Origin of the sequence: Blautia sp. SF-50, from assembly GCF_900101315.1 — a bacterium.
Classification (GTDB): domain Bacteria; phylum Bacillota; class Clostridia; order Lachnospirales; family Lachnospiraceae; genus Blautia_A; species Blautia_A fusiformis.
Genome location: NZ_FMUW01000042.1, coordinates 1 through 24,395, shown reverse-complemented (window position 1 = coordinate 24,395; position 24,395 = coordinate 1). Strand labels below are relative to the sequence as shown.

The following is a 24,395-nucleotide window of genomic DNA, read 5'->3' as shown; positions in this document are numbered from 1 at the left end:
CCGGTCGCATTTTCAATGCGGGAATATGCAGGGGGAAGGCCATCTCAGAGTTCCGTAGCCCGAAGGCCCTCCCCCTGCACCCCCACCCTCTTGGGCACGGAAGGAGTTCTGCGTTGTTGTATGTACTGCGTTGTTGACTTTTGTCTGTATGCTTCGGTATTGGATGTGGAACGTTGTGCCGATCTGGTTCCTGGATTCTTCGATATTTATGGCGGTACGCTGTGCCGATCTGCGATCTGGTTCTGGGATTCTTCGGTACTTATAGTGGTACGCTGTGCCGATCTGGTCCCTGTATTCTTCGATATTTATGGTGATACGCTGAGCCGGGCTGCTACGGAGGAGGGGTGATTACTACTTGGGCTGCGGGAGACGGCGTTATTGCGGCAGGGCCTGCTTTCTGAGCCGAAGGCGAGTTCTGTACTTGGCGATCTTTGCTTTCACAAAGGTGACCGTCGTCAGACCTGTATCTCCCGCAAAAATTCCCGGATACGCCGGACTCTCACACACATAACCATGTGTAACCATTGATGCAGGGATATGGATACGGGTAAGACTTGTACATTGCTTAAATGCACCTGCTTCTACCACCACCCCATTATCCAGAATGTGGATGGAAGAAAGGGATGTACAGCCTGAAAAAGTTCCTCTTCCACTGCCTGTTCCACACTCTCTTCTGCTGAAAAATCAGCTGCACTGACCAGCATTCCCGAATCCAGGCTGCCAGCCAGAAGCGTCATTGTCAGCATCAATGCCAGTTTTCTTTTCATACCCAATCCTCCTTAAAAAATATAAAGCAGCCATATTTTATTACTGCTTATTATCCTGATTTTCTTTCTGATTCTTTTCTTTTTTCTGAGCAGTACTGTCGGACTCTGCAGAATCTCCCTGCATGATCTTATTCAGTTCCTGGATCATCTCTTCATCCTTCAAACGGAATTTTACCTCTACACGTCTGGACGCACCCTTATCTACATTTCCATCTGCATCCAGAACCGGATCTGACATGGAATGCCCATTCACTGTCAGACAATCCTTCAGTTCCTGAACCTGTGAATCCTTCAGAAAATCACTCTTAATATCCAAAAGATACTGCGCTACCGCCAGAGACCTCTTCTGTGACAGCTCCAGGTTATAACTGTAATCTCCGTCTGTATCCGTATAACCATCAATAATGATCTCGCCAAGATATTTCTTATAGGAATCATCCAGCAATACCTTACAATATGTCGGCAGTACCATAGACAATGTCATCTTACCGGAATCGGTAAGCTCTGCCTGATCATAATCAAACATAACATTGGCATTCAGCGTCAGCGCACCTGTCTGTGGATCAATATCCACATTGAGGTTCTTTTTCTCAAATTCCTTCTGCAAAGCTTCCACAACCTCCGCTTTCACGCCGATGATCTTGTCGATCTTCTCCTGCTGTTCTTCCAGAAGCTCTGTTTTTTCATCCAGCGCAGACTGCTGCTCTTTCAGTGTATCCTGCTGGCTGGAAAGCTTCTTTTTCTGAGAGGACAGCTTCTTCTGCTGTGCCTCCAGTGTTTCCTGCTGTTTGGCAAGCTTCTCCGCCAGAGAAGACAGTTCTTCATCCTGAGATTTGATCTGCTTGTCCTTGGACTTGATCTGCTCATCCTGGCTCTTTAATGTTCCTGCCTGCTCATCCAGCGCATTCTGTTTTTCCAGAAGCTCTTCTGTATATTTTTCCTGAAGAGCGATTTTTTCATCCCGTTCCTTCAGACTGTCCTGATAGCTCTTCTGTGCCTGAAAAAGTGTCACACACATGATCAGAACAAAAAGCAGCAAAACTCCTGCCATCATATCCGAATAAGAACGCCAGACATTAAACCCATGCTCCTCCGGCTTTCTTTTTTTGCGCATTGACAATTCCTCTCTTATTTAAATAAACCAAAACGGCTTTTCTGTGCTGCCTTCGTTGCCTCACGGATACTGCGCTCGATCTCATCCAGCAGCGCTTCCTGTCTTGCGCCCTGTCCTTCCAGAAGATCCTCCAGACCCGTCAGCTTATCCTTAAGTTCCTGGATACCGGCATTGCTTCCATAGCCCCAGGGCTGTCCGGCGATCAGATGGATATCACGGTTATTTTTTGCCGTCTTGATCTCAGAAAGAAGCCTGCGTACCTCATCCAGAACACTATTGACCATCTTCTGGCTCTCGGTAAATTCTTTCACTCTGGCTTCAAAATCTTCGATCATCTTCTTATCTTCACGAAGAAGCTCCTCGCTGATCCTATTGGAATCCGCAACTGCTTTCATCCCTTCTGCAGCACTGTCCACATACTGGCGCATAGATGCATTGCAGTTTTTCCAGAGATCTGCGGATTCTTTTTCATTTTCATGCATATGCCGGGCAAACTTTTCGTAATCCTGTTTCTGCAGCTGCTGGATCATCTGATTATCCCGGATAATACGGTCTGCAGTCTTCATATAACTGCTCTGCATCTCATCGATTTCCTTAATGGCATCCTTCATGGCACGTTCCTGCTTCGTAAAAGTTTCACTCAGCTGACTGCTCATGGTCTTGTACAATTCTGATGTATATTCTGTATTCTCCTTCTGCACCTTCTTAAGTTCTGCCAGAGCATCATTAAAATCTTCAAACTGCATCTGAAAGGAACCATGCATCTCGCTTAAAAACGTATCCAGGATCTCCCGGATCGCATCCTGCTGCCCTTTTGTCACAGATGCGGTAAGAACGTCCAGAGAATCATTCATCTTCTGAAAAGTAGGTGTGATCACTTTCTCAAAGCTATCTGCCATCTGCACAGAAAACTGTTCCGCCATCTGTTTCATGGCTTCTGTCTGCGTCTTCTGGCTGGAAACAAGGAGATTCCAGGACTCATTCTCCGCAGTAGGGAGCACCAGTGCGTGAAAACGATCCAGAAAATCCTGCATTGCCTGGGACATCGCAGAATATCCGCTTTTCATCCCAAATGTGTACACAACAGAAAGTGCAACTCCATAAATGGAAGTCAGAAACGCAACTTTGATGCCATCTACAAGAGCGGATACAGAGCTTGTCATCACTTCATAATCTGTGGGCTGGAAGTTCTTAAGTCCCCACACAAGACCGATAAATGTTCCAAGGATGCCAAGGCTTGTAAAAATGTCCGGAGCCATCTCAAGGAGTCTCTTGTGGATATGTACATCTACATCCTCAATATTCACAAAATCCTCTACTTCAGCGATCCCTTCTTCCGTTCTGCTGATGCTGTCAACAAAATCATCCATCTTTTTGTCGAGATAGCGGTCACCGAAAATCCCTCGCAGCTGCCCAATCTCTTCTTTTCTGGCTCTTCCCGGAAGCTGAAACACTTCTGTGATCTCACCAGCGCCATGCTTCAGTGCTCTTGACAGGTTATCCATCCGATATAAACCTGCAAAAAGCCCCACTGCGTATATGATCAGCATAAGTCCCAGAAATGTAAAATTATAAAGCAACACATTCCCGGAGCCTTTTCCAACATAAGCAGTCAGGGTTGCCGCGGCCACTGTTACTGCCAGAAACAGCACTGTATTCATAAACTTTTTTCCCATAATATGCCTCCCCTGTCTTTATTTTTGAAAAAAGTTACTCTTTTGTTCCCATACTATCATAACATCTTCCCTAAAACAACCAGAAAGGACAATTCCTTCGCCAAAAGAATTGTCCTTTCGTCTTTTTTCTATTTTATACTTTTATTTATACTTTTATACGGCAGGCTGCATCATCGCTGATCAGGATCCTGCGTCCGCAAACACCTACGATCACTCCGCCAAGTATCCTGCTTATGATCTGTACGGTCTTTCCTTCGCTGACATCATATTGCCTGATCTGTTCCATAGTCTCCGGCATTCCGGTCATCCACTTGATCGTGTAGCTTTCCCCTGCTTTTGTCTCATTTAATGACTGCATATACTCACCCCATTCCATATATCACATCACTATCAGTAATTATCCTCTATCCGTAGGCGGATATTCGCAATCCGCACTTGGTTAAATGATTTCATATAATTCCAACACAATTCTGCATCTTTATATAATTAGTAAAGTTTAACTTTCATTTTTCTGAATCATTCATTACTTTTATATATTTTATCTCATTTTATCTCAATTAGTCAATCATAACCTGTGAAATTCCACCAATAAAAACAAGCAAAAAAAGAAACGCAGAACAGCCATTACAGTTATTCTGCGTTTCTCATTATTTTCTATGCATAAACTCTATCTTCTTCCAGAAGCGTTGTCTTTCCATTCTTTACTTCCACAAGATTAACACAGCAGTTTGGCGGAACGGAGCCTCTCCAGAAATTCTCCGGATCAGGATCTACATTCTGAAGAAGAGCACGGACTGCACATCCATGAGAGGCAACAAGAATTGTTTTATCCGCAAGAGTCGGATCTGATGTTTTTTCATCCCAGAAATCCTTTGTCCTGGCGATCACATCAAAAATATCCTCGCCCTTTTCCGGTCGTTTAAAATTTACCGGATCACGGAAAAAGGTTTCGATCTGCGGATCGATATAATTGCCCTCTGCATCTCTTACCTGATCACCCTCCAACACACCAAAATCAATCTCCTGGATCCGCTTATCCGGTATAATAGGAACATCACGTTTCCCCAGAACACATTCTGCTGTCTGTTTTGCCCTTGAGAGCGGACTTGTAAAACAGATATCAAACTTCACATTACGGAGAGCTTCTCCGGTTTTTTCCGCAAGAAGGATTCCTTCCTTCGCAAGAGGTACATCCGCTGCACCCTGAAGCTTTTTTAATTTATTCCACTCAGTCAGGCCATGTCTTACAATGTAGATCAGCATCAGCTTCTCAGCTCGATTCCAAGTCCGTTAAGACCATTCATGATCTTTTTCATTGCTGCGGAGATCTCGTTTTCACCAAGAGTCTTGTCATGGGCACGGAATACCAGAGAATAAGCCATGGATTTGAAACCTTTCTCAATCTGTGCGCCCTCGTAGATATCGAACAGCTGATAACTCTCAAGAATATTTCCGCCTCTCTGATCAAAAATCTCCTCGATCTGTCCTGCGAGAACTGCATGGGGAACTACAAGGCTCAGGTCACGAGTTACAGCCGGATATTTGGCAATTCCTGTATATTTGTGGTTGAAACCAGCAAATTCCAGAACATCCAGAATGTCGATCACTGCGATATATGCCTTTTCTCCGATAGAGTAATTATCTGCAACAGCCGGATGAACCTCACCTAAGTATCCAACTACCTTACCCTCATAGATCATGTTAGCCTGTCTTCCCGGATGAAGGAATGGTTTTCCGCTGTTTGGATCGTAGGTAACCTTTTTCTTCATTCCGATCTTCTCGAAGAACTCCTCGCATACACCCTTCATATCAAAGAAATCGCCTTTTCCGTACATTCCAAGTGTAAACATGGTACGCTCATCCGGAAGCTCTGTAACCGGAAGGGACTTCGGAAGATAGATATTTCCAAGCTCGTAAAGACGAACATCTTTATTACGTCTGTTATAGTTTGTGGAAAGGGATGCCAGCATACCGTTCAGTGTGCTTGTACGCATGATACTGTAGTCCTCTCCAAGAGGATTGCTGATGGTGATGACTTTACGAAGATCACTGTCCTCAGGAATACAAAGCTTGTCAAATACCTTCGGGCTTTCGAAAGAATAGGACATTCCCTCTGAGAATCCGCAGTATTCTGCGATATCTCTTGCAACCTCCTGGATACGAAGCTTAAATGGCAGCTTACCTGTAGTAGCCTCTCCTGTAGGAAGTGTCATCGGGATCTTATCATAGCCATAGAATCTTGCAACCTCCTCTGCAACATCTGCATTACAGTGGATATCCTGACGGAATGTCGGTGTAACGATCTCGTCTGTTTTTTCATCATAAGCCAGTTCTACACGTCCAAGATAATCGATCATCTCTTCTTTTGTAAGGCTGGTTCCAAGAAGCTTGTTGATCTTCTCAGGCTCAAATTTTACTCTGGATGGCTCTCTTGTCTCGCTGCAGACATCAACCATTCCGCCTACAACCTCACCTGCACCAAGCTCTTCCATCAGCTGGCATGCACGGTCAATTGCAGCCTGTGCATTGTTCGGGTCAAGACCCTTCTCAAATTTACCGGATGCATCTGTACGAAGTCCGATCCTCTTGGAAGAAAGACGGATGCTGGTTCCATCGAAGCACGCCGCCTCAAAAAGAACCGTTTTTACATCGTCTGTGATCATGGAATTCTCTCCACCCATGATACCCGCGATGCCGACAGCCTTCTCACCGTCACAGATCATCAGAACGTTCTCATCCATGATACGCTCCTGCCCATCCAGTGTGACGAATTTCTCATCTTTTCCTGCACGGCGTACAACGATCTCCTGATTTGCGATGGTATCCAGATCATATGCATGCATTGGCTGTCCAAACTCTTCCATTACATAGTTTGTGATATCAACCAGGTTGTTGATCGGGCGGATTCCATTGGAAGCCAGACATCTCTGCATCCACTTCGGGGACGGACCGATCTTGACATTTTTTACAACTCTTGCGCAGTAACGCGGGCAAAGCTCCGGATCCTCTACAGTAACCTTTACATAATCGGAAGCTTTCTCATCATTTTCCTTAACCTCTACAATCGGCGGGCAGAATTTCTTCTGGAAGGTTGCTGCTGCCTCTCTTGCGATTCCAAGAACACCGTAGCAGTCTACACGGTTGGAAGTGATCTCATACTCAAATACCACATCGTCAAGGCCAAGTGCCTTAACAGCGCTCTCACCCACAACTGCGTCCTCAGGAAAAATATAGATTCCGTATTCCGGTGCTTCCGGATACATTTCTCTGGTGCTTCCAAGTTCCTCGATAGAGCACATCATACCAAAGGACTCAACGCCACGGAGTTTGCCTTTTTTGATCTTGATCCCTCCGGGAGTCATTTTTCCATCATGGCCGCCTGCAACACGTCCGCCATCAAGAACAACCGGAACTTTATCTCCTTCTTTTACATTTGGAGCGCCTGTTACGATCTGCACACTCTCAGTTCCGATATTTACCTGGCAGATGATCAGCTTATCTGCATCCGGATGCTTCTCGATCTTATCGATCTGGCCGATCACGATCTTATCGAGATCTGCATCCAGCTCTGTAAAGCCCTCTACCTTTGTGCCTGTCAAGGTCATGGCATCTGTATATTCCTGTGCCGTTACATCCAGATCCGGCACATATGTTTTAATCCAAGATAATGAAGTATTCATTTTGGTTGTCCCTTCTTTTTTCTATATTTACTGTCAGACGGATACTCATGATCCGTGTTCACTGTTTTAGAACTGTTTCAGGAATCTGCTGTCGTTCTCATAGAGAAGACGCATATCATCGATCTCATATTTCAGAAGTGCGATACGCTCCAGACCTACACCAAAGGCAAATCCTGTATACTCATCCGGATCGATCCCGCACATACGGAGAACATTCGGATGAACCATACCACAGCCAAGGATTTCGATCCAGCCGGAACCTTTACAGAAACGGCAGCCTTTTCCGCCGCATTTGAAGCAGGAAACATCAACCTCAGCGCTCGGCTCTGTGAACGGGAAATGATGCGGACGGAATTTGGTCTTTGTCTCCGGTCCGAACAGCTCTTTTGCAAACTCCTGAAGGGTTCCCTTAAGATCTGCAAACGTAACATTCTTATCAATAACAAGGCCCTCGATCTGATGGAAGGAAGGTGAATGTGTTGCATCTACCTCGTCAGAACGGAATACACGGCCAGGTGCGATCATACGGATCGGAAGCTTGCCTTTTTCCATCTCACGTGCCTGCACCGGTGATGTCTGGGAACGGAGCAGAATGGAATCATTGATAAAGAATGTATCCTGCTCATCTCTTGCCGGATGATCCTCCGGAATATTCAGCTTTGTAAAGTTGTAGTCCGCATACTCAACCTCCGGACCTTCCACAACCTCATAGCCCATTCCGACGAAAATACGCTCAACTTCTTCCAGAGCGATAGTATTCGGATGGCGATGACCGATCTTCGCTTTCTTTGCAGGAAGTGTTACATCGATCACTTCTGCCTTCATTTTTTCCTCACGGACCTTCTCCTCGAAATCCTTTTTGGAGGCTTCCAGAAGTTCTTCGATCTTAGCTCTTGTCTCATTGACAAGCTGTCCAACCTTCGGACGCTCTTCCGGAGCAACATCCTTCATACCTTTTAAGATTGCAGTAAGCTCACCTTTTTTTCCAAGATATGCAACACGCACATCATTCAGCTTATCCAGGCCCTCGGATTCCTCGATCCGTTTTCTGGCATTTTCAGCCAGTTCCTGAAGTCTTTCTTTCATATCCATGGTCTATTTCTCCTTTAATTAAAATGATCAAATGATCCGCCGCCCACCCCGAAGATCCAGATATGGGCAATAAAAAAACCGTCCCTTATAAAAGGGACGGAATATCCGCGGTACCACCCAGTTTCCCATGAAAAGATCACGGGCACCTCTTGTCTGCTTAACGCGCAGCTTACGTCATCTCCTACTGTTACTTCAGAGAGGAAGCTCCGGTGGGAAATTCAAGAACCATCTGAACCCGGGGAAGCTTACAGCCGGTGACTTCCCTTCTCTGTGAGAAAATGATCCTCTATAAACACCTTCACAGCTTTTCTGTCTTTTAATACTATGCCACAAGGTCTGCCTTCTGTCAAGCGCAAAGTCAGGATTCTTTGGAACTGTTTTTTTCATTTTCTTTCTTGGAAAGAAGTGTTTTTACAGATCTCTGGGCCTTTCGGAATTCATTTTCGAAGTAGGCATTGATCTCCGCCCCGTAAAGAAGTAGGTTCATACATACATACAGCCACAGCATTACCATGATCAGCGCAGTCAGACTTCCGTACATATTTCCAAAATTCGGAAAAAATTCAAAATACAGGGAAAATCCATAGGAAAATATCATCCATGCCACTGCGATCATAAATGCACCCGGAAGCTGGCTTTTAAAGGTTGCCTTTCGGTTTGGAAGCACTTTATAAAGGACCAGAAACACTGCAAACAGTACGGCAAATACAAGCAATGTCCTAGCCCCTATAACCTTGGCCAGCAGCCTCCCGAGAATCGGAATGGTTCTCTGTGCAGCTACTTGGATTCGATTACCAAGAACCAGGACCAGAAGAGTGACAATGATCGCCAGCACAAACAACAGCATATAAAAAACCGAATAGATTCGGGTCATCAGCCAGTTTCGGGTTTCCTTTACATGATAAATGGTATTTAAGCCATTGGTGATCGCCTGCATTCCCTTTCCGGACGCCCAGAGCGCCATCAGCGCAGACAACGGCACGATGGCTGTACTTCTTTTGTATACTTCTACCACAATGCTCAGCACAAAGGTCTGCAGATTTCCGGGCACAAACCCGATGATGGCATCCCTGACAACATTATAGCTTAACGGTGTATAACGGATCAGCGTTGTAAGAAACAGTATAAACGGGATAAAAGACATGATCAGAAAATACGCTGCCTGGGCCGCATATGCACTGACATGATCTCCGTTTGCCCTACGCACAAATCCCAGCATGAGCTGGATTATATTTTTCTTTTCCTCGTCCATGCTGACCTCCCTCAGGTTTCTTTTTTCACCAGGAAAAACGTTCAAATCCGATCTTATCCTGGATTTCCGGAAAAAGCTTTACTTCCGGCTGCAGGCTCTTATGTTCGCCTATCATCTTTTCCATCCATACCATATTATACCAACGGTTAAACTTATAGCCGCATCTGTGGAACTCTCCCACACGCTTATAACCGAAATGCTTATGAAAATCCACACTGGCACTGGTCAGGTATTCATCATCTTTTGGTGCAACTGCAATGCAGGCGTTCAGGTTCAGAATTCCCATCTCTGCAAGAAGACTCTCCAAGGCACGATAGAGTCTGCCTCCTGCACCGCTGCCCCGCCGGTCATGTCTCACATAAACAGACATCTCCGCACACCAGCCATAAGCAGCCCTCGGGTGAAACGCCGAACCATAGGCATATCCCAGGATTTCTCCCTTCTCTTCTGCCACAATATACGGATATTTCACCTTTATATCATGGATTCGCTGCGTAAACTCTTCTATGGAAGGTGTTTCGTATTCAAATGTGATCGCAGTTTTTTCTACGTAGTAGGAATAAATCTCTAAAAGTGTTGCTGCATCTCTCTCTTCTGCCACACGTATCTGCATTGCCTTCTCGCACCTCTTTTAATTCTGTTTGTCTGTTATTTCACAAAGAAACGGTAAACCGTTTCAGAGCTGTACTCTTCACCGGGAAGTAGGATCGGAGAATGGAAATCCTCTACATTGACTGCATTTGGCTCCACCTGTGTCTCCAGGCAGAATCCATAACGTTCATGATAAACATGACCGTTCTTTCCCTTCTCATCCTTAACAAAATTGCCTGCATAGAACTGCACACACGGACAGTCGGAGGAAACCTCCATACCGATACCGGATTCCTTACAGTATGCAGTAGCGATCGAACGGACATTGCCCTTTGCATAATTATCGGTTACATAGTTATGGTCATAACCGCCTGTGAACTTCAGCTGTTCAAAATCCGCCTCAATGTCTCTGCCGATCGGTTTGGAAACATTGAAATCCATCGGCGTTCCCGCCACCGGTGCATATTCACCGGTAGGAATGGACTGGCTGTCCTTTACCGGAGTAAAATACTTCGCATGAATACATACTTCCTGATCAAGCACATCTCCGCTGCCTTCTCCGTTCAGATTAAAATAAGAATGGTTGGTCATATTGGCAACGGTAGCTGCATCAGAGCGTCCTCTGTAAAAAATCTTCAGTTCGTTTTCCTCTGTGAATTCATATTTCACAACAATGGAAAATTCTCCCGGAAATCCGTTCTCTCCATCCGGACTGATGCGGAAGAAATCCACGCTGTTCTTCTCCTGGGAAATTTCTTTTACCTCCCACAGCTTTTTCTCAAAACCATCCGGACCGCTGTGAAGATTGTTATGATTCTCATTCTCTGCAAGAACCACTTCTTTATCATCAATAAAAAATCTGGAATTCTCGATACGGTTTCCACTTCTTCCAATGATCGCACCGAAAAAGCATCCATTAATCTCATATCCCCGGATATCGTCATATCCAAGGACCACATCCTTCAGATCTCCGTTCTTATCCGGAACACATATCTTCACCAGGATCGCACCATACTGAAGCACTTCCGCATAGGCACCTTTTTTATTCTCAAGATGATAGATTTTTACTTCTTCTCCTGTAGGAAGTGCCCCAAATTTCCTTTCAGAAACACTCATGTTTTAATTCCTCCCATATATGAAAAAAGAGCCACTAACCGGCTCTATGTCTTTAACCGATTAATCCCGGGATGCCGTTCCCTTATTTTTGACGCCTAGCAGATGCTAGGTGGGTATCCTCAACAGTGTCTTCTGCCTACCACGACGTGAGGTCTGACATCCAACCTGCGATTTTGGATTCCCAAAATGTCAATGTAGGTTCAAAAAGAAAAGGGGGATCGAACATTCCAGGATTCGGTTTTCGTTGTTTTTATTATAAACCAGTATTTGTGCTTTTTCAACAGAAAATACATTTTCTTACTGATTTTATTATCAATTATTATTTGATCTTAAGGATATCCTTTACTGCTGCCGGCATATCCACTGCATCTACCACCCTGTCATGAAGAACCGGGGCAGTACGGATTTCTTCAACTGCACGTGGAACAGGTACTCCGGAAAGCGCACTTAATGCGTCTACAAGGCCAAAATCATCCAGATCTTTATGCTCCTCACCAAGTGCTTCCATAACACTTCTTGTGAATTTATACGGACTTGCAGTAGAGGCGATCACTGTCGGAAGATGATCCGCTGTCTCACTTACATACTTCTTATATACGCCGGCTGCAACTGCAGTATGCGTATCGATCACATAATTGCTGTTTTTGTAGATATCACTGATGGCCTGTGCAGTCTCATCTTCACTGCAGAAATTACCATAAAAATCACCAAGCTGTGCTTTCATCTCGTCAGTAATGGTATATTCGCCGCCCTCACTTAAGGATTTCATAAGCTCAGCACATTTTTCAGCATTTTCTCCGGTAAGACGATAGATCAGTCTTTCCAGATTGCTGGAGATCAGGATATCCATGGAAGGAGATGTCGTAAGGATGAAATCTCTCTTTCTGTCATAGGTTCCTGTGCGGAAGAAATCATAGAGAACACGGTTCTCATTGGATGCACAGATCAGCTTGTGGATTGGGAGTCCCATCTGCTTCGCATAGTATGCAGCAAGGATATTTCCGAAGTTTCCGGTAGGAACTACCACATTGATCTCCTGTCCGTCTTTAATCCTGCCGTCACGTACCAGTGATGCGTAGGCATATACATAATATACGATCTGAGGAACAAGACGACCGATGTTGATAGAGTTTGCAGAAGAAAACTGGAAGCCTGCCTGATCCAGCTCTGCTGCCAGCTCATGATCATTGAACATCTTCTTAACTGCAGTCTGGGCATCATCAAAGTTACCGGTAATACCTACCACATAAGTGTTGGCACCCTTCTGAGTTACCATCTGTTTCTCCTGGATCGGGCTGACACCATGCTTCGGATAAAATACAATGATCTTCGTTCCCGGCACATCTGCAAAGCCTGCCATGGCAGCTTTACCGGTATCTCCTGATGTTGCGGTAAGGATCACGATCTCATTCTTAACATTATTCTTCTTCGCTGCAGTTGTCATCAGATGCGGAAGAATGGAAAGTGCCATATCCTTAAATGCAATGGTCGCGCCATGGAACAGTTCCAGGAAATATGCCCCATCCGCTTCATGAAGAGGCGCGATCTTTTCTGTATCAAATTTGCTGTCGTATGCTTTGTTAATACAGTTCTTAAGCTCATCTTCGGTAAAATCTGTAAGGAAACGGCTCATTACCTCATATGCTGTCTCCTGGTAGGTCATCTGTGCCAGCTTGTCCATTGGTACATCCAGCTGTGGAATGCTTTCAGGCACGAACAGTCCGCCGTCCTCAGAAAGGCCCTTAAGTATGGCCATAGACGCTGTAACTGCCTGCTCTTTTCCTCTGGTGCTCTTGTACAATACCTGCATTGGTGTTCCGCCTTTCTATTGTAAGATATTCGTTTTCTTTTCAACGTTATCACATTATAGCATGGAATTATGGAAAATGCCACCACTTTTAAAAAAGAATCTGTCTTGCCCAATCCCACCCTGTGATCAGACAGATATTCACAGCTTTCGGATAAAAAGAAACCGCCGGTCTGTTTCTGCCGGCGGTTGGTTCCTTCTGTACTGCATCAGTTCTTCCTATTTATATGTATAAAATTCATGGACCCCGTATTTAAAGAGCCTCTTCAGGTCCTTTTCAAACCATTTCACATTATGTTCCTCTGCTGCAGATTTCTGGATAAAGAACAGTGCACCTTCAGAATAATCAGTACCCTTCAGCGCCTGCTTGACCGCTTCCCTTGTTTCATCGGAAACTGCAACTTCATTGATCCTGCCATCATAGGTCGGTGAAAACTGCGGAACGCCGTCACTGTTATCCCAGACAACCTCTGTCACCGTATTCGGAAAATCTTCGCTTTTTACACGGTTCATAATGACGTTGGCCACCAGAACACGGCCCTTGATATCTTCACTTCCTGCTTCTGCCTCCACGATCCTCAGAAGTGTATCATAGTCTTCATCTGACATCAGTGTGGGATTTTCTGCCAGTGTGATCGACCTTGCATCAAGTTCATTTACTTTGTTTTCCATAGAGGAGCTTACATTAAGATCTGCAGCAGTATTGGTTACTTTCTGTACTCTCTGGCCTACGATCACCTGCTCACAGGAGCTTCCGATCCTTGTAACCGTGCTTCCGGATAATGGTGTATCCGTAACTCCTGAAACCACACCTGCGATCCCGGTAGGAACAGCAACCTCTTCATAGGGAGAGCCCTCTCCTCCATCTGAAGCTGCATAAACCCTGCCTCCCTCACTTTCTGCAAATGTCCTTGTCCCCAGAGAAATAACCATCGCCAAAACTGCACATAATGTCAGCACTGCAAAACTGCGCGCGGAATTTCCTCCGGTTTTTCCATTTCTACGTTCATCCTGGACTCCGTCAGTCTCACGTAAATCTTTCTCAACTTTCATAATCTCATTCCTTGCGTTTCATTTTCTGTAACAGCCCATAATCCTCCGATGCGATATCACAGCCCCCATTATCATCGCTTTCCGGATAAATACGGATCATTACGATTTCCTTTACATGTTTGTAACATTTTTGTAATGTATGGGAAAATTATATTTAATAATATTGAATATGTCAAGCTTTTTCCCGTATTTAACGCTTCAACGGCGGTATTTGTGTTTTATCCACACCTTATCCACATGTATTCCACATAAAATCCACATAAAACCGCAGAGTTATCCACACTCATGCCGTATTTCATTTCAGAAAAAAAGGCAGATAGCGTCTCCATCTCCGTCCAATGTTGTACACCCACTTTCCGGAAATCGTACTTCTATCTGCCTGTTTATCCTTTTTCAGAACAGTTTTTTCCTCTGTTATTTACAGATTTGATTATAATATTTTGTTTTCAGCCAGTCAAGGATTTTTGCTCGACCAGATCCGACACCTTATGCAAAACGGCACAATGCCTGCACGAAAAGTGTCGCATAAACACACAGATCGATACTCCAGGCTCCCAGAAACAGTCCCCATGGTGTTTCCCCGGCTCCTTCGGCAAACCGTTTGGGCTTCAGCGCAAGGATCAGCGGAAAAAGAAGCGGCAGAAAATACCGTCCCTGCACGCCCAGGATCTTATCGTAGCCATAGGCTGTCCACTGTCCATATAACGTTACAAAGATCAGCGCAAATACCAGGAGACTGACTCCTCCCAGAATGCCCTTTGCCGGAAGATCCAGACGGATTCCCGATATATCATCATTCCCGGAAACCTGAAGGACCAAGATCAAAAGATATCCCATTGCCAGCAGGGCACAGACAGGAATGTTCAGCCATCCAAGATTACTTCCTATCATTTCTGTAAGATAGGTCACACCAAAATTATCCAGGCTCCGCACAAAAGTCAGGACAAAGGCAGCCGGATCCTTCAGGATCCCCACAAGCTGTGCAGCTGTATCCACACCTGGCTGTGACTCACAGAGATATCGGGATGCAATGACCAGCCAGCCGAAACTTAAGATCAGGATCACAGCTCCTGCACAGACCACATGAAACCAGTAATTTTTTCTGCTTTTAAACCGTTCTTTCGGAATCAGGAACAGGAGCAGGCAAAACGGCATGTAAACCACTTTGCAAAGACACAGGAATCCGGTCAGCACGTACATCCATATCAGCTGTCTTCTACTCATCACTTCTTTTTGTTTATATCGTATAGCCAATACAAAGGCAGCCAGAGCAACCGTCAGAGCCAGGGCCAGGGCATCTGCTGACATGGAATTTGCTGACTGGATATTCACAGGTACCAGCCCCAGAAGTACGAGGAAATTTTTCCCAACAGGCGTCAGACGAATGGCAAAGAAAAAGAACAGTCCAAACATAAGCATATTGGCGATCCTTCCCGCATAGGCAAGAACCATCGGCCGGTCCGTAAACAGATCTGCAATGCGGATCCCTACTGCCTGGGGAAGATACGAAGTAGGTGCATACAAGGCTGTATTTCCAAATCCGTAAAACTGTGTTTTTTCCCGGTCGATACGCTGATCTGCATTCTCTCCGATATCCCATAATGATACATGATCCTTGGCGGAAAATTCCGGAACCAGACCACTGTTAAACGTCCTTCCATATGAGAATAAGTCGTTTCCTCCGTTGCCTTCCGACGTCAGATATCCTCTGGAAACCTCATAGCTTCTCAGATAATGGCTGTACTCATCCGGCGAATTAAAGGCCGGAACCGCCGCCAGCGTACAGATACTCATAAAAATATAAACAACGGCAAACACCACTTCTGCCCGGAGCTGTCTGCGTTTCAGAAATGCAAAGATCACCAGCATCACAGCTGCCGCCGCTCCAATCACCAGAAACACCAGTGATTTTGGAAATGGCCTGGAAATGATCCGATAGGCAAGTGTCTGTGTATCATCCTTCTGGCTCACCAACCCTGCTGCCACTCCGGTATCCCCTTTTGCGCCATCTAAAACGATCCGGAATTTCTGCCCCTTACATTCCGTAAACTTCTGGTCAAGCCGGAAATACGTGGTATCCCCCGACGATATGGTCAGTCTGCTGGCCTGCCAGCTCTGGATTTCCCTTTCATTCTGATACAGCGTTACCTGAAACGTTCCAGCAACCGATGCACTCTCTGTAGAAAGAAAAAGCTCCACACCGGACAGACGGTTCGTTTTGCAGGTAAACTCCTCTTCAAAGCTTCCTCCCGCACCGATCATAGACCAGGTATCCGGTCTTGCCTGCTGCTTTACATTTCCGAGGATCTCCAAATCACTAAGCAGATATGCGGAAAAGATCAAGATCATTCCCCATATCAGCAGATATTTCAGAGCGTTTTTCAGCTCTGCAGACAGGCTGTATGAGCTCCTGTTTTTTTTCTTATTTTTCATAATATCCCTCTTACTCACTGTTATTTTCACATTCCGCACTATTATAGCATCTGCACGGCAAAAAAAGAAGCTGCGTTTTATGGCAGCTTCTCATTTTTTGTAAACCTATCCGGAACCGGATGCTTATCGATTGTTGATCGCAGTTACCAGTGCATCAATAGAGGCACGGATGATATCCTGATCAACACCCGCTCCCCAGGCAAGCGTTCCATCCGGTTTGCGGATTCCCACATAAGCGATAGCCTTGGAGGAAGAGCTCTGCTCCAGAGCATGCTCCTGATAAGTTTCCAGTGTGTATTTCAGTTCGTAAGCTTTCTTCAGCGCATTGCTTACCGCATCCAGACGACCATTTCCGGAAGCCTCTGTAACGATGGTTTTTCCACGGAATGTAGAAGTAACCCGTGTTACGATGCCGTCTTCCTTCTGCTGGAAATGAACCTCATTGATGCTGTATGGTTCAACCACATTTTCGAAGGTAGATTTGAACAGACTGAAGATCTCGTCCGGATGAAGTTCTTTGTGCTTGTGATCGGACACTGCTTTGGCTGCATAGCCCATAGCCTCGCGCATTTTCGGAGGAAGGTTCAGGCCAAACTTTGTCTCCAGTATATAGCCTACACCGCCCTTTCCGGACTGGCTGTTGATACGGATAACATCTGCGTCGTAGTTTCTTCCCACATCTGTCGGATCGATCGGCAGATACGGAACAGTCCAGTGCTCCAGATCTCCGTTCTCTCTCCAGTGCATACCCTTTGCGATGGCATCCTGATGCGATCCGGAAAATGCAGCAAATACAAGAGCTCCACTGTACGGACTTCTTTCATAGATCTGCATTCCGGTACATTTCTCATAAACCTCACAAATATGCGGCATATCAGAGAAATCGATCTTCGGGTCCACACCCTGGGAATACATATTCATACCAAGTGTTACAATATCCACATTACCGGTACGCTCACCATTTCCGAACAAAGTTCCCTCAATTCGGTCAGCACCTGCAAGAAGACCCATCTCGGAGTCTGCAACGCCACATCCACGATCATTGTGCGGATGAAGAGAAACGATCACGTTTTCACGGTATTTCAGATTATCACACATGTATTCCACCTGACTTGCATACACATGCGGCATAGAATGCTCAACCGTAACAGGCAGGTTGATGATCGCTTTGTTATCTGCAGTGGGCTGCCATACATCCAGAACCGCATTGCACACCTCCAGTGCATACTCCGGCTCTGTTCCCGTAAAGCTCTCCGGGCTGTACTCAAACTGAAAATTGCCTTCTGTCTCATCAGCCAGTTTTTTCAGAAGTGCAGCGCCATCTACTGCGATCTTCAGGATCTCCTCTTTTGATTTTTTGAATACCTGCTCTCTCTGAGCTACAGATGTGGAATTGTATACATGAACGATCGCTTTTGGGGCGCCTTTAACAGCTTCAAAAGTCTTACGGATAATATGCTCTCTTGCCTGAGTCAGCACCTGGATCGTTACATCCTTCGGGATCAGATCCTGCTCGATCAGCGTACGGAGAAACTCATACTCTGTCTCAGAAGCAGCCGGAAATCCAACCTCGATCTCTTTAAAACCAATCTTTACAAGAAGCTTGAAAAATTCCACTTTCTGCTCCAAGCTCATCGGGATCACAAGTGCCTGATTTCCGTCACGAAGGTCTACAGAGCACCAGATTGGGGCCTTATCCACATATTCTTTCTCCGCCCATTTCATACATTTCACCGGCGGCATGTAATACTGACGTTTGTACTTGGATGGTGTCATCATTTTGTTTTCCTCCACTTTCTGTTTCCATTAAAATTTCTCTTTGGTTTCTGTTTTTGATATAAAGACATAAAAAAATCTTCCGACTCTGCAGATTCTGCAAGAGACGAAAGACAACTGCTGTCCTACGCGGTACCACTCTTATTTCATGAATAAAAATTCACACACTTGACAGATACGGAATGTATATACATCCTTATATCCTCTCCGGATAACGGCGGACACCGTCTGCGTCTACTCTCTTATATAATATATAAAGATTTCAGGCAGATGCTCCGAGGCGAGTTCCACAAATCCCTTCCGCTGCTTCTCACCGGCCAGCAGCTCTCTGTGCTCCGTTCTCTTGTGTACTATTCCTCATCTACGCATTTTCTTTTTGAAACTGGTATTAGGTTAACACGTTATGGAAGATTTGTCAACAAAATTTTAACGATGCACCGCGCAAAAAGTTACTGTTCACTCCGTTCTCAGCAACACGCTTCGCGATGCACAGAATTTATGCTAATCGCATAAATTCGCGCGGTATGTCTCGGGTTTTCTGTGACCTTCGCTCACAAAAAACACCTCGCGGAATATTACCAGTGAACAGTAACTACAAAAATTTCAAAGTATCACTCTCGAACAGCAATCCGGGCTGATCCGTTTCTCTGTCTTCCTGCTATCTGCGGCAGACATTATTCGGCTCCCCGCCTGACTGAAAGCTGATGACCAATCCAGTACACAGCCCCGCCAATACCTCCTCCAAGAGTATTATATGTCAGATCAGAAACCTGGAACGTCCCAAGCCTCAGGAAAAGCTGCAGAAGTTCAATGGACAGTGAGAATACAAAGGTAATCTTAAGTCCGGTCCACACAATATTCAAGAATGTTGTTTTTTTCAATATTTTCTTTCCTGCGGTCCAGAACAGCAGGATCGTGAACGGAATGAACAGCATCAGATTCTCAATACACTCAGTTGTGAGATATCTGGTACCATCCTCTCCATATTTCCAGATCCACCAGTTCGCCATCACATCCGAAAGGGGATTCATCCACATATCCCGGTTCAGCAGCGTGCGAAACAAGATCATGGTTGTATAAAAGGTCAGAAAAAACAGCTTCCGAAAAAAAGCATTTCCTCTAAAATACTGCCACCACACGGAAAAAGCTCCCCTGATTCCCCTTCCACCTGTCTCATTATGGTAGGCAAAGAGATAAAAAAACAGTACCATCACAGACAGGATCACAGAAAACCAAAATGGCTGGTACAAAGCTGTCAGTACACTTGTAATAATACTTGATATGATGTCTTTCATTATAAGTCCTTTCACATAAGCCAGACAGTCGACCATTCTTCTGTCCGGCAGCTCTGTCATTATTCCTACCTATATTACTACACTCTTCCCACAAAAGCCAGGAAAAGATATCTCTCACCGCTCTGTCAATCGACCTGCATATCGTTTTTATATTCCTGAAAATGTGAGGGTCATGCGGATATTCGCAATTCAAGCAGGGGACTTACTTGATTCGGCTAAACTGCAATATTTTTTATTTTTAACAAATTTTTGTTATATTTTACCAACAAAACATGCTATAGTTCATAGTAAGAAAAACATTTCGGAGGTATTTTTAATGAAACGTGATCTGAAAAAAATCGTAAGCCAGATGACACTGGAAGAAAAAGCCGGCATGTGCTCAGGTCTTGATTTCTGGCATCTGAAACATGTGGAACGCTTGGGGATCCCGGAAGTAATGGTCAGCGACGGCCCTCACGGACTTCGTAAGCAGGATGATAAGGGCGATCATCTTGGAATGAATGACAGCATCAAGGCCGTCTGCTTCCCGCCGGCCGCTTTAAGCGCCTGCTCCTTTGACCGCAAGCTGGTGGAAGAAATGGGCAAAACCATCGGAAAAGAAGCTCAGGCCAACGATGTATCCATAGTTCTCGGACCGGCCGTAAACATCAAACGTTCTCCTCTCTGTGGAAGAAACTTCGAATATTATTCCGAGGATCCTTATCTTGCAGGTGAGATCGCAGCCGCTTTTATAAACGGAGTACAGTCCCAGCATGTAGGAACCTCTATCAAGCACTTTGCAGCAAACAACCAGGAATATCACCGCATGAGCAATTCTTCCGAGGCTGATGAACGCACTTTACGTGAGATCTATTTCCCTGCATTCGAAACCGCAGTAAAAAAAGCTCAACCATACACCTTCATGTGCTCCTACAACCAGATCAACGGCACTTTCGCATCTGAGAATAAATGGCTTCTCACAGATGTTCTCCGCGGCGACTGGGGCTTCAAGGGCTATGTAATGTCCGACTGGGGTGCAGTCAATGACCGCGTCAAAGGTCTTGAGGCAGGTCTTGAGCTGGAAATGCCTTCCTCCAATGGGGTCAACGATGCCCTCATCGTACAGGCCGTAAAAGACGGTTCCCTCAAGGAAGACATTCTTGACCAGGCTGTTGAACGCATTCTACGCATAATTTTTGAATATGCAGACAACCGGGCACCGCAGGAATTCACCATGGAAAAAGACCATGAAGAAGCACGCCACATTGCCGAAGAATCTATGGTTCTTCTGAAAAACGATGAGCAGATCCTCCCTCTGAAAGCATCCGAAAAAATTGCTTTCATCGGTGGTTTTGCAAAGAAGCCTCGTTTCCAGGGCGGCGGAAGCTCTCATATCAACTGCTTCAAGATCACAAACGCACTGGATTCCGTTCCTTCCGATGCACAGGTTACTTATGCAGAAGGTTTTCCTGCAGACAAAGATCTCTACGATGACGCACTTGCAGCTGAAGCGATCAAAGCTGCTGCCGCCGCTGACAAGGTTGTGATCTTCGCCGGACTTCCGGACAGCTTTGAATCTGAAGGATACGATCGTTCCCACATGAGGCTTCCTGAATGCCAGAACCGTCTCATTGCTGAGATCCTTAAAGTACAGCCGAATACCGTGATCGTCCTCCACAACGGTTCCCCCGTGGAGCTGCCATGGCTCAATAATGTAAAAGGACTTCTGGAAGCATACCTCGGTGGTCAGGCAGGCGGTACCGCTGTCGCAAACATCCTTTACGGAAAAGTAAATCCAAGCGGCAAGCTTGCCGAGACAATACCATTCAAGCTCTCCGACAATCCATCCTACCTGAACTTCGGCGGTGGTGAAAAGGTTGAATACCGTGAAGGCGTATTCGTAGGCTATCGCTACTACGATACAAAAGAAATGGATGTAGCATATCCGTTTGGCTATGGACTCTCCTACACTACCTTTGCCTGCAGCGACCTGAAGATCTCCAATGAAAATCCTACAGACAAAGACACCATCACCGTTTCGGTTGATGTAACAAACACAGGAAATATGGCAGGAAAAGAAGTCGTACAGCTCTATGTCAAAGACTGCACCCATTCCGCGATCCGTCCGGAAAAAGAGCTCAAGGGCTTCGAAAAGGTTTTCCTGAATCCAGGCGAAACTAAAACAGTAACCATGGAGCTGGACAAGAGAAGCTTCGCATGGTACAATACAGAACTTCATGACTGGTTCGCAGCCAGCGGCGAATATAAGCTCCTTGTCGGTACATCTTCCAGAGATATCCATCTTGAAGGCAGGATCCATCTGAACAGCAGCCAGGAGCTTCCGATGCATGTTCATATGAATACTACCCTGGGCGAACTGTTCCGCAACCCGAAAACAAGCGAAACAGCAAAAGAACTGACAGCAAAATATATCTCAGCCATGAACGTTGGTGAAGAGTCCTCTTCTGAAGCCGCTTCCGAAGCTATCACTGAAGAAATGACAGAAGCCATGACCGACTCCATGCCATTACGTGCGCTGGTAAGCTTCGGCGGGTATTCCAGAGAAGAACTTACAGAAATTATTGAAAAATTAAATAAACTGGTATAATTTCACAGGACATCATCTGCCGAACGAATTATACTTACATAAAAAAGCTGACAGAATAAAACCTGCTTTTACAATGACACAGGTTTCGTACTTCTGTCAGCTTTTTGATTTTTTATCAGCAGTGCATCAATCTTTTTTATATTGCTCGATCTGCGATGCACCCATATTTTACACACCCCTTTTTTACCTGTAGATTTCCTTAAGATCCTCCACCGCCATCTCCGGATCCATCGTGTGAAACGTCAGGTAATTTACATTCATGGTTTTTGCCGGAGCCTGACGATAAATCTCTCTGCTTGATTCACCTGTTACATAATGCCAGTATCGATACACATATCCCGCCCAATACATAACTTCCTTATCATACTGTATACCATCTTTCTTTACTTCCGGGCATTCATCTGCAAACTCTTCCAATAAATACTCTTCTCCAGCCCACTGCATCCGGTTATACTCCGAATCTAACGCCCGGGCTACCTTTGAATTCATAAAATACCGTATAAATCTCTCACTGTTATAATGCTCTTTCCACGCCAACTCAAACAACCTGCCCTGAATATCACAAGGCTTCAGTTCTATCGAATCCATTATTTTCACCTACTTCTGTCTTGCACTGTCAATGATTTCATCAAAACAGGAACTCTACGTATACGGTAAATAGTTAGTACCGTGCTTTTCACCTAAAACCATGAGATAATCCCTTTGTAAAACTAAAAGTTTTTTAAAGGAGGATCTTATGGATAAGATCACACGTCAGGTCCGCATTGAACATTGGACCCAGATCATGAATGAATGTTTGAACAGCGGTATGAATAAAACTGAATGGTGCCGGGCTAATGGGATCTCAGACAAACAATTCTTTTACTGGCAAAGGATTCTCAGAAAAGAAGCTTTTGCTGCTTCGACATCAAAGGACCTTTCGGTTATCACAGACCCGGCAGATGAAACCAGCCCACAAAAGATTTCGTTCGCAGAGATCAGCATTCCAATAAAACAGGAGTCTGTCAGAAATGGATTCCATCCGGATATCATCCTCCGAAAAGGACCGGTCTCTGTAGAGATATCCAATTCCGTTTCAGCAGAACTCCTGTCACGTATCGGAGATATCTTTCATGCTGAATGATGCTTCCGGGTTCCGCAGGATCTATCTCGCTACCGGCTACACAGATCTGAGACGTGGTATGGAGGGGCTTGCATCCATTATCAAGTTCAATTTTCAGCTGGATCCGTATCAAAAAGATATTCTGTTCCTGTTCTGCGGAAGACGTACTGACCGCATCAAAGGGCTGGTCTGGGAAGGCGACGGCTTCCTGCTTCTATACAAAAGACTGGAGTTGGGTGCATTCAACTGGCCCCGCACAAAAGAAGAAGCATTGGAGATCACCCCAGAGCAGTACCAATATCTCATGCAGGGACTGGAAATTGTTGCACGCCATCCGATCCAGGAAGTCAGACCGGATAAGATCTTATAAGATCCTGTGCAAAACAGAGAAAATAAAAAAACATCTTCCAATCATCATAAGTCCCGAAAAAGAGTTATCCACTTTTCATAATTCCGCTGCCTTCATTTATTCAGGAGTACTTTCAGGCCCCTTTACAGGGCTTGTGGATAAGTACTCTGAAAAGCCCGAAAAACTAATAGTTTTTTGAGTTTTTCAGAGTATTCATCTATTAGTAATGCAAATTCTGCTCGAACGGTACGCCTATTCTGAAATCAGCGGTACATTCATTCTAATTTAGCGGTATGCGCTTTCTGCTCAAAGCGGTACGTTTTTCCTTTATTATTGTGATGTAACTATTATTCATCACTGTGCAAAGGAGGAACTATTATGCACGACTACAATACTATTCTTGGAGTCATAGAACTTCGACTCAGTAAAGTCAGTTATGACGCCGTACAAAAACGTTACCGGATTGGACGGAGCGGGATTGCATTGATTATGAACCGCTATAATGATTCAGGATTATCACTGGATGATCTTCGGCAAATGCCACCCGCAAAGGTTGTTGATCTCATCTATCCAAAAGGAAACCTTCGACATAAGGACATTCCACTACCTGATTTTGAAAAAATACATGAGCAAATGATCCAAATGGGAAAGCATGCCGACTTGAGCTTTCTATGGATCGATTATAAAAAAGAGCATCCCAATGGT

At 45.1% G+C, this 24,395-nt stretch carries 21 protein-coding genes, 1 other RNA gene, 1 pseudogene and 2 other annotated features; of the genes and pseudogenes, 5 read left to right on the top strand and 18 right to left on the bottom strand.

Features of this window, described 5'->3' with window-relative positions; translation table 11 throughout:
• The first annotated feature begins 120 nt into the window (after positions 1-120).
• Positions 121-348 carry a hypothetical protein gene (locus tag BLP57_RS18120; RefSeq protein WP_092073215.1) on the top strand — a complete coding sequence of 76 codons (228 nt, stop codon included), beginning with the start codon at positions 121-123 and terminating at the stop codon, positions 346-348.
• Positions 349-375: 27 nt separating this feature from the next.
• Here BLP57_RS18120 and BLP57_RS18355 read toward each other — a convergent pair whose 3' ends face one another.
• The 17 genes from BLP57_RS18355 to BLP57_RS15930 form a co-directional block, all read right to left on the bottom strand.
• On the bottom strand, positions 376-588 hold the full coding sequence (locus BLP57_RS18355; RefSeq protein WP_256137224.1) for a hypothetical protein: 213 nt from the start codon (positions 586-588) through the stop codon (positions 376-378).
• Complete coding sequence (locus BLP57_RS16005; protein ID WP_092073208.1) at positions 582-767, bottom strand: hypothetical protein; 186 nt, start codon at positions 765-767, stop codon at positions 582-584. The genes BLP57_RS18355 and BLP57_RS16005 overlap by 7 nt, the downstream gene beginning before the upstream one ends.
• Positions 768-807: 40 nt before the next feature.
• Positions 808-1,881: an OmpA family protein gene (locus BLP57_RS16000; RefSeq protein ID WP_092073205.1), complete on the bottom strand. Its 1,074-nt coding sequence runs from the start codon at positions 1,879-1,881 to the stop codon at positions 808-810.
• A gap of 14 nt (positions 1,882-1,895) precedes the next feature.
• Complete coding sequence (locus BLP57_RS15995; RefSeq protein WP_021652917.1) at positions 1,896-3,557, bottom strand: MotA/TolQ/ExbB proton channel family protein; 1,662 nt, start codon at positions 3,555-3,557, stop codon at positions 1,896-1,898.
• Positions 3,558-3,702: 145 nt separating this feature from the next.
• The gene (locus BLP57_RS15990; RefSeq protein WP_044962386.1) at positions 3,703-3,915 is read right to left on the bottom strand and encodes a ferrous iron transport protein A; all 213 of its coding nucleotides are present in this window, start codon (positions 3,913-3,915) and stop codon (positions 3,703-3,705) included.
• A gap of 296 nt (positions 3,916-4,211) precedes the next feature.
• Positions 4,212-4,820, bottom strand: a complete 609-nt coding sequence (locus tag BLP57_RS15985) for a histidine phosphatase family protein (protein WP_175443005.1) — start codon at positions 4,818-4,820, stop codon at positions 4,212-4,214.
• Complete coding sequence (gene pheT / locus BLP57_RS15980) at positions 4,820-7,237, bottom strand: phenylalanine--tRNA ligase subunit beta (RefSeq protein ID WP_092073199.1); 2,418 nt, start codon at positions 7,235-7,237, stop codon at positions 4,820-4,822. Before pheT ends, BLP57_RS15985 begins: the two co-directional genes overlap by 1 nt.
• Before the next feature lie 66 nt (positions 7,238-7,303).
• Positions 7,304-8,323 (bottom strand): phenylalanine--tRNA ligase subunit alpha, encoded by a 1,020-nt coding sequence (gene pheS, locus BLP57_RS15975; RefSeq protein ID WP_092073221.1) that lies wholly within the window; start codon positions 8,321-8,323, stop codon positions 7,304-7,306.
• Positions 8,324-8,418: 95 nt separating this feature from the next.
• Positions 8,419-8,640, bottom strand: a binding site (T-box leader).
• Positions 8,641-8,687: 47 nt separating this feature from the next.
• A complete protein-coding gene (locus tag BLP57_RS15970; RefSeq protein ID WP_021652921.1) occupies positions 8,688-9,581 on the bottom strand; it encodes a YihY/virulence factor BrkB family protein in 894 nt (297 codons plus the stop codon).
• A gap of 25 nt (positions 9,582-9,606) precedes the next feature.
• A complete protein-coding gene (locus BLP57_RS15965; RefSeq protein WP_092073196.1) occupies positions 9,607-10,194 on the bottom strand; it encodes a GNAT family N-acetyltransferase in 588 nt (195 codons plus the stop codon).
• A 35-nt stretch (positions 10,195-10,229) separates the two neighbouring features.
• The gene (locus tag BLP57_RS15960; protein WP_092073193.1) at positions 10,230-11,288 is read right to left on the bottom strand and encodes an aldose epimerase family protein; all 1,059 of its coding nucleotides are present in this window, start codon (positions 11,286-11,288) and stop codon (positions 10,230-10,232) included.
• A 59-nt stretch (positions 11,289-11,347) separates the two neighbouring features.
• Positions 11,348-11,525, bottom strand: a non-coding RNA gene (ssrS, locus tag BLP57_RS15955) — 6S RNA.
• Between the two features lie 82 nt (positions 11,526-11,607).
• Positions 11,608-13,098: a threonine synthase gene (thrC, locus tag BLP57_RS15950; RefSeq protein ID WP_092073190.1), complete on the bottom strand. Its 1,491-nt coding sequence runs from the start codon at positions 13,096-13,098 to the stop codon at positions 11,608-11,610.
• 216 nt (positions 13,099-13,314) lie between these two features.
• Positions 13,315-14,148, bottom strand: coding sequence for a cell wall hydrolase (locus tag BLP57_RS15945; protein ID WP_021652924.1), 834 nt, complete (start codon positions 14,146-14,148; stop codon positions 13,315-13,317).
• A 486-nt stretch (positions 14,149-14,634) separates the two neighbouring features.
• Entirely contained in the window at positions 14,635-16,581 is a 1,947-nt protein-coding gene (locus BLP57_RS15940) for a DUF2142 domain-containing protein (protein WP_092073187.1), read from the bottom strand.
• 123 nt (positions 16,582-16,704) lie between these two features.
• Entirely contained in the window at positions 16,705-18,360 is a 1,656-nt protein-coding gene (locus tag BLP57_RS15935) for a 2-isopropylmalate synthase (RefSeq protein ID WP_175443004.1), read from the bottom strand.
• A gap of 96 nt (positions 18,361-18,456) precedes the next feature.
• Positions 18,457-18,730, bottom strand: a binding site (T-box leader).
• A gap of 301 nt (positions 18,731-19,031) precedes the next feature.
• A complete protein-coding gene (locus BLP57_RS15930; protein WP_242872659.1) occupies positions 19,032-19,688 on the bottom strand; it encodes a VanZ family protein in 657 nt (218 codons plus the stop codon).
• 280 nt (positions 19,689-19,968) lie between these two features.
• Between BLP57_RS15930 and BLP57_RS15925 the strand changes: the two genes are divergently transcribed.
• Positions 19,969-22,239: a glycoside hydrolase family 3 C-terminal domain-containing protein gene (locus BLP57_RS15925; protein WP_092073184.1), complete on the top strand. Its 2,271-nt coding sequence runs from the start codon at positions 19,969-19,971 to the stop codon at positions 22,237-22,239.
• A 183-nt stretch (positions 22,240-22,422) separates the two neighbouring features.
• Here BLP57_RS15925 and BLP57_RS15920 read toward each other — a convergent pair whose 3' ends face one another.
• Positions 22,423-22,827 (bottom strand): hypothetical protein, encoded by a 405-nt coding sequence (locus BLP57_RS15920; RefSeq protein ID WP_092073181.1) that lies wholly within the window; start codon positions 22,825-22,827, stop codon positions 22,423-22,425.
• 148 nt (positions 22,828-22,975) lie between these two features.
• On the opposite strand from BLP57_RS15920, the gene tnpA reads away from it, so the two are divergent.
• The 3 genes and pseudogenes from tnpA to BLP57_RS15905 all read left to right on the top strand — a co-directional run.
• Positions 22,976-23,362 carry an IS66 family insertion sequence element accessory protein TnpA gene (tnpA, locus tag BLP57_RS15915; protein WP_059085448.1) on the top strand — a complete coding sequence of 129 codons (387 nt, stop codon included), beginning with the start codon at positions 22,976-22,978 and terminating at the stop codon, positions 23,360-23,362.
• Complete coding sequence (tnpB, locus tag BLP57_RS15910; protein WP_015524382.1) at positions 23,352-23,711, top strand: IS66 family insertion sequence element accessory protein TnpB; 360 nt, start codon at positions 23,352-23,354, stop codon at positions 23,709-23,711. The genes tnpA and tnpB overlap by 11 nt, the downstream gene beginning before the upstream one ends.
• A gap of 357 nt (positions 23,712-24,068) precedes the next feature.
• Positions 24,069-24,395 (top strand): annotated as a pseudogene (locus BLP57_RS15905) (Mu transposase domain-containing protein); the annotation flags it as partial.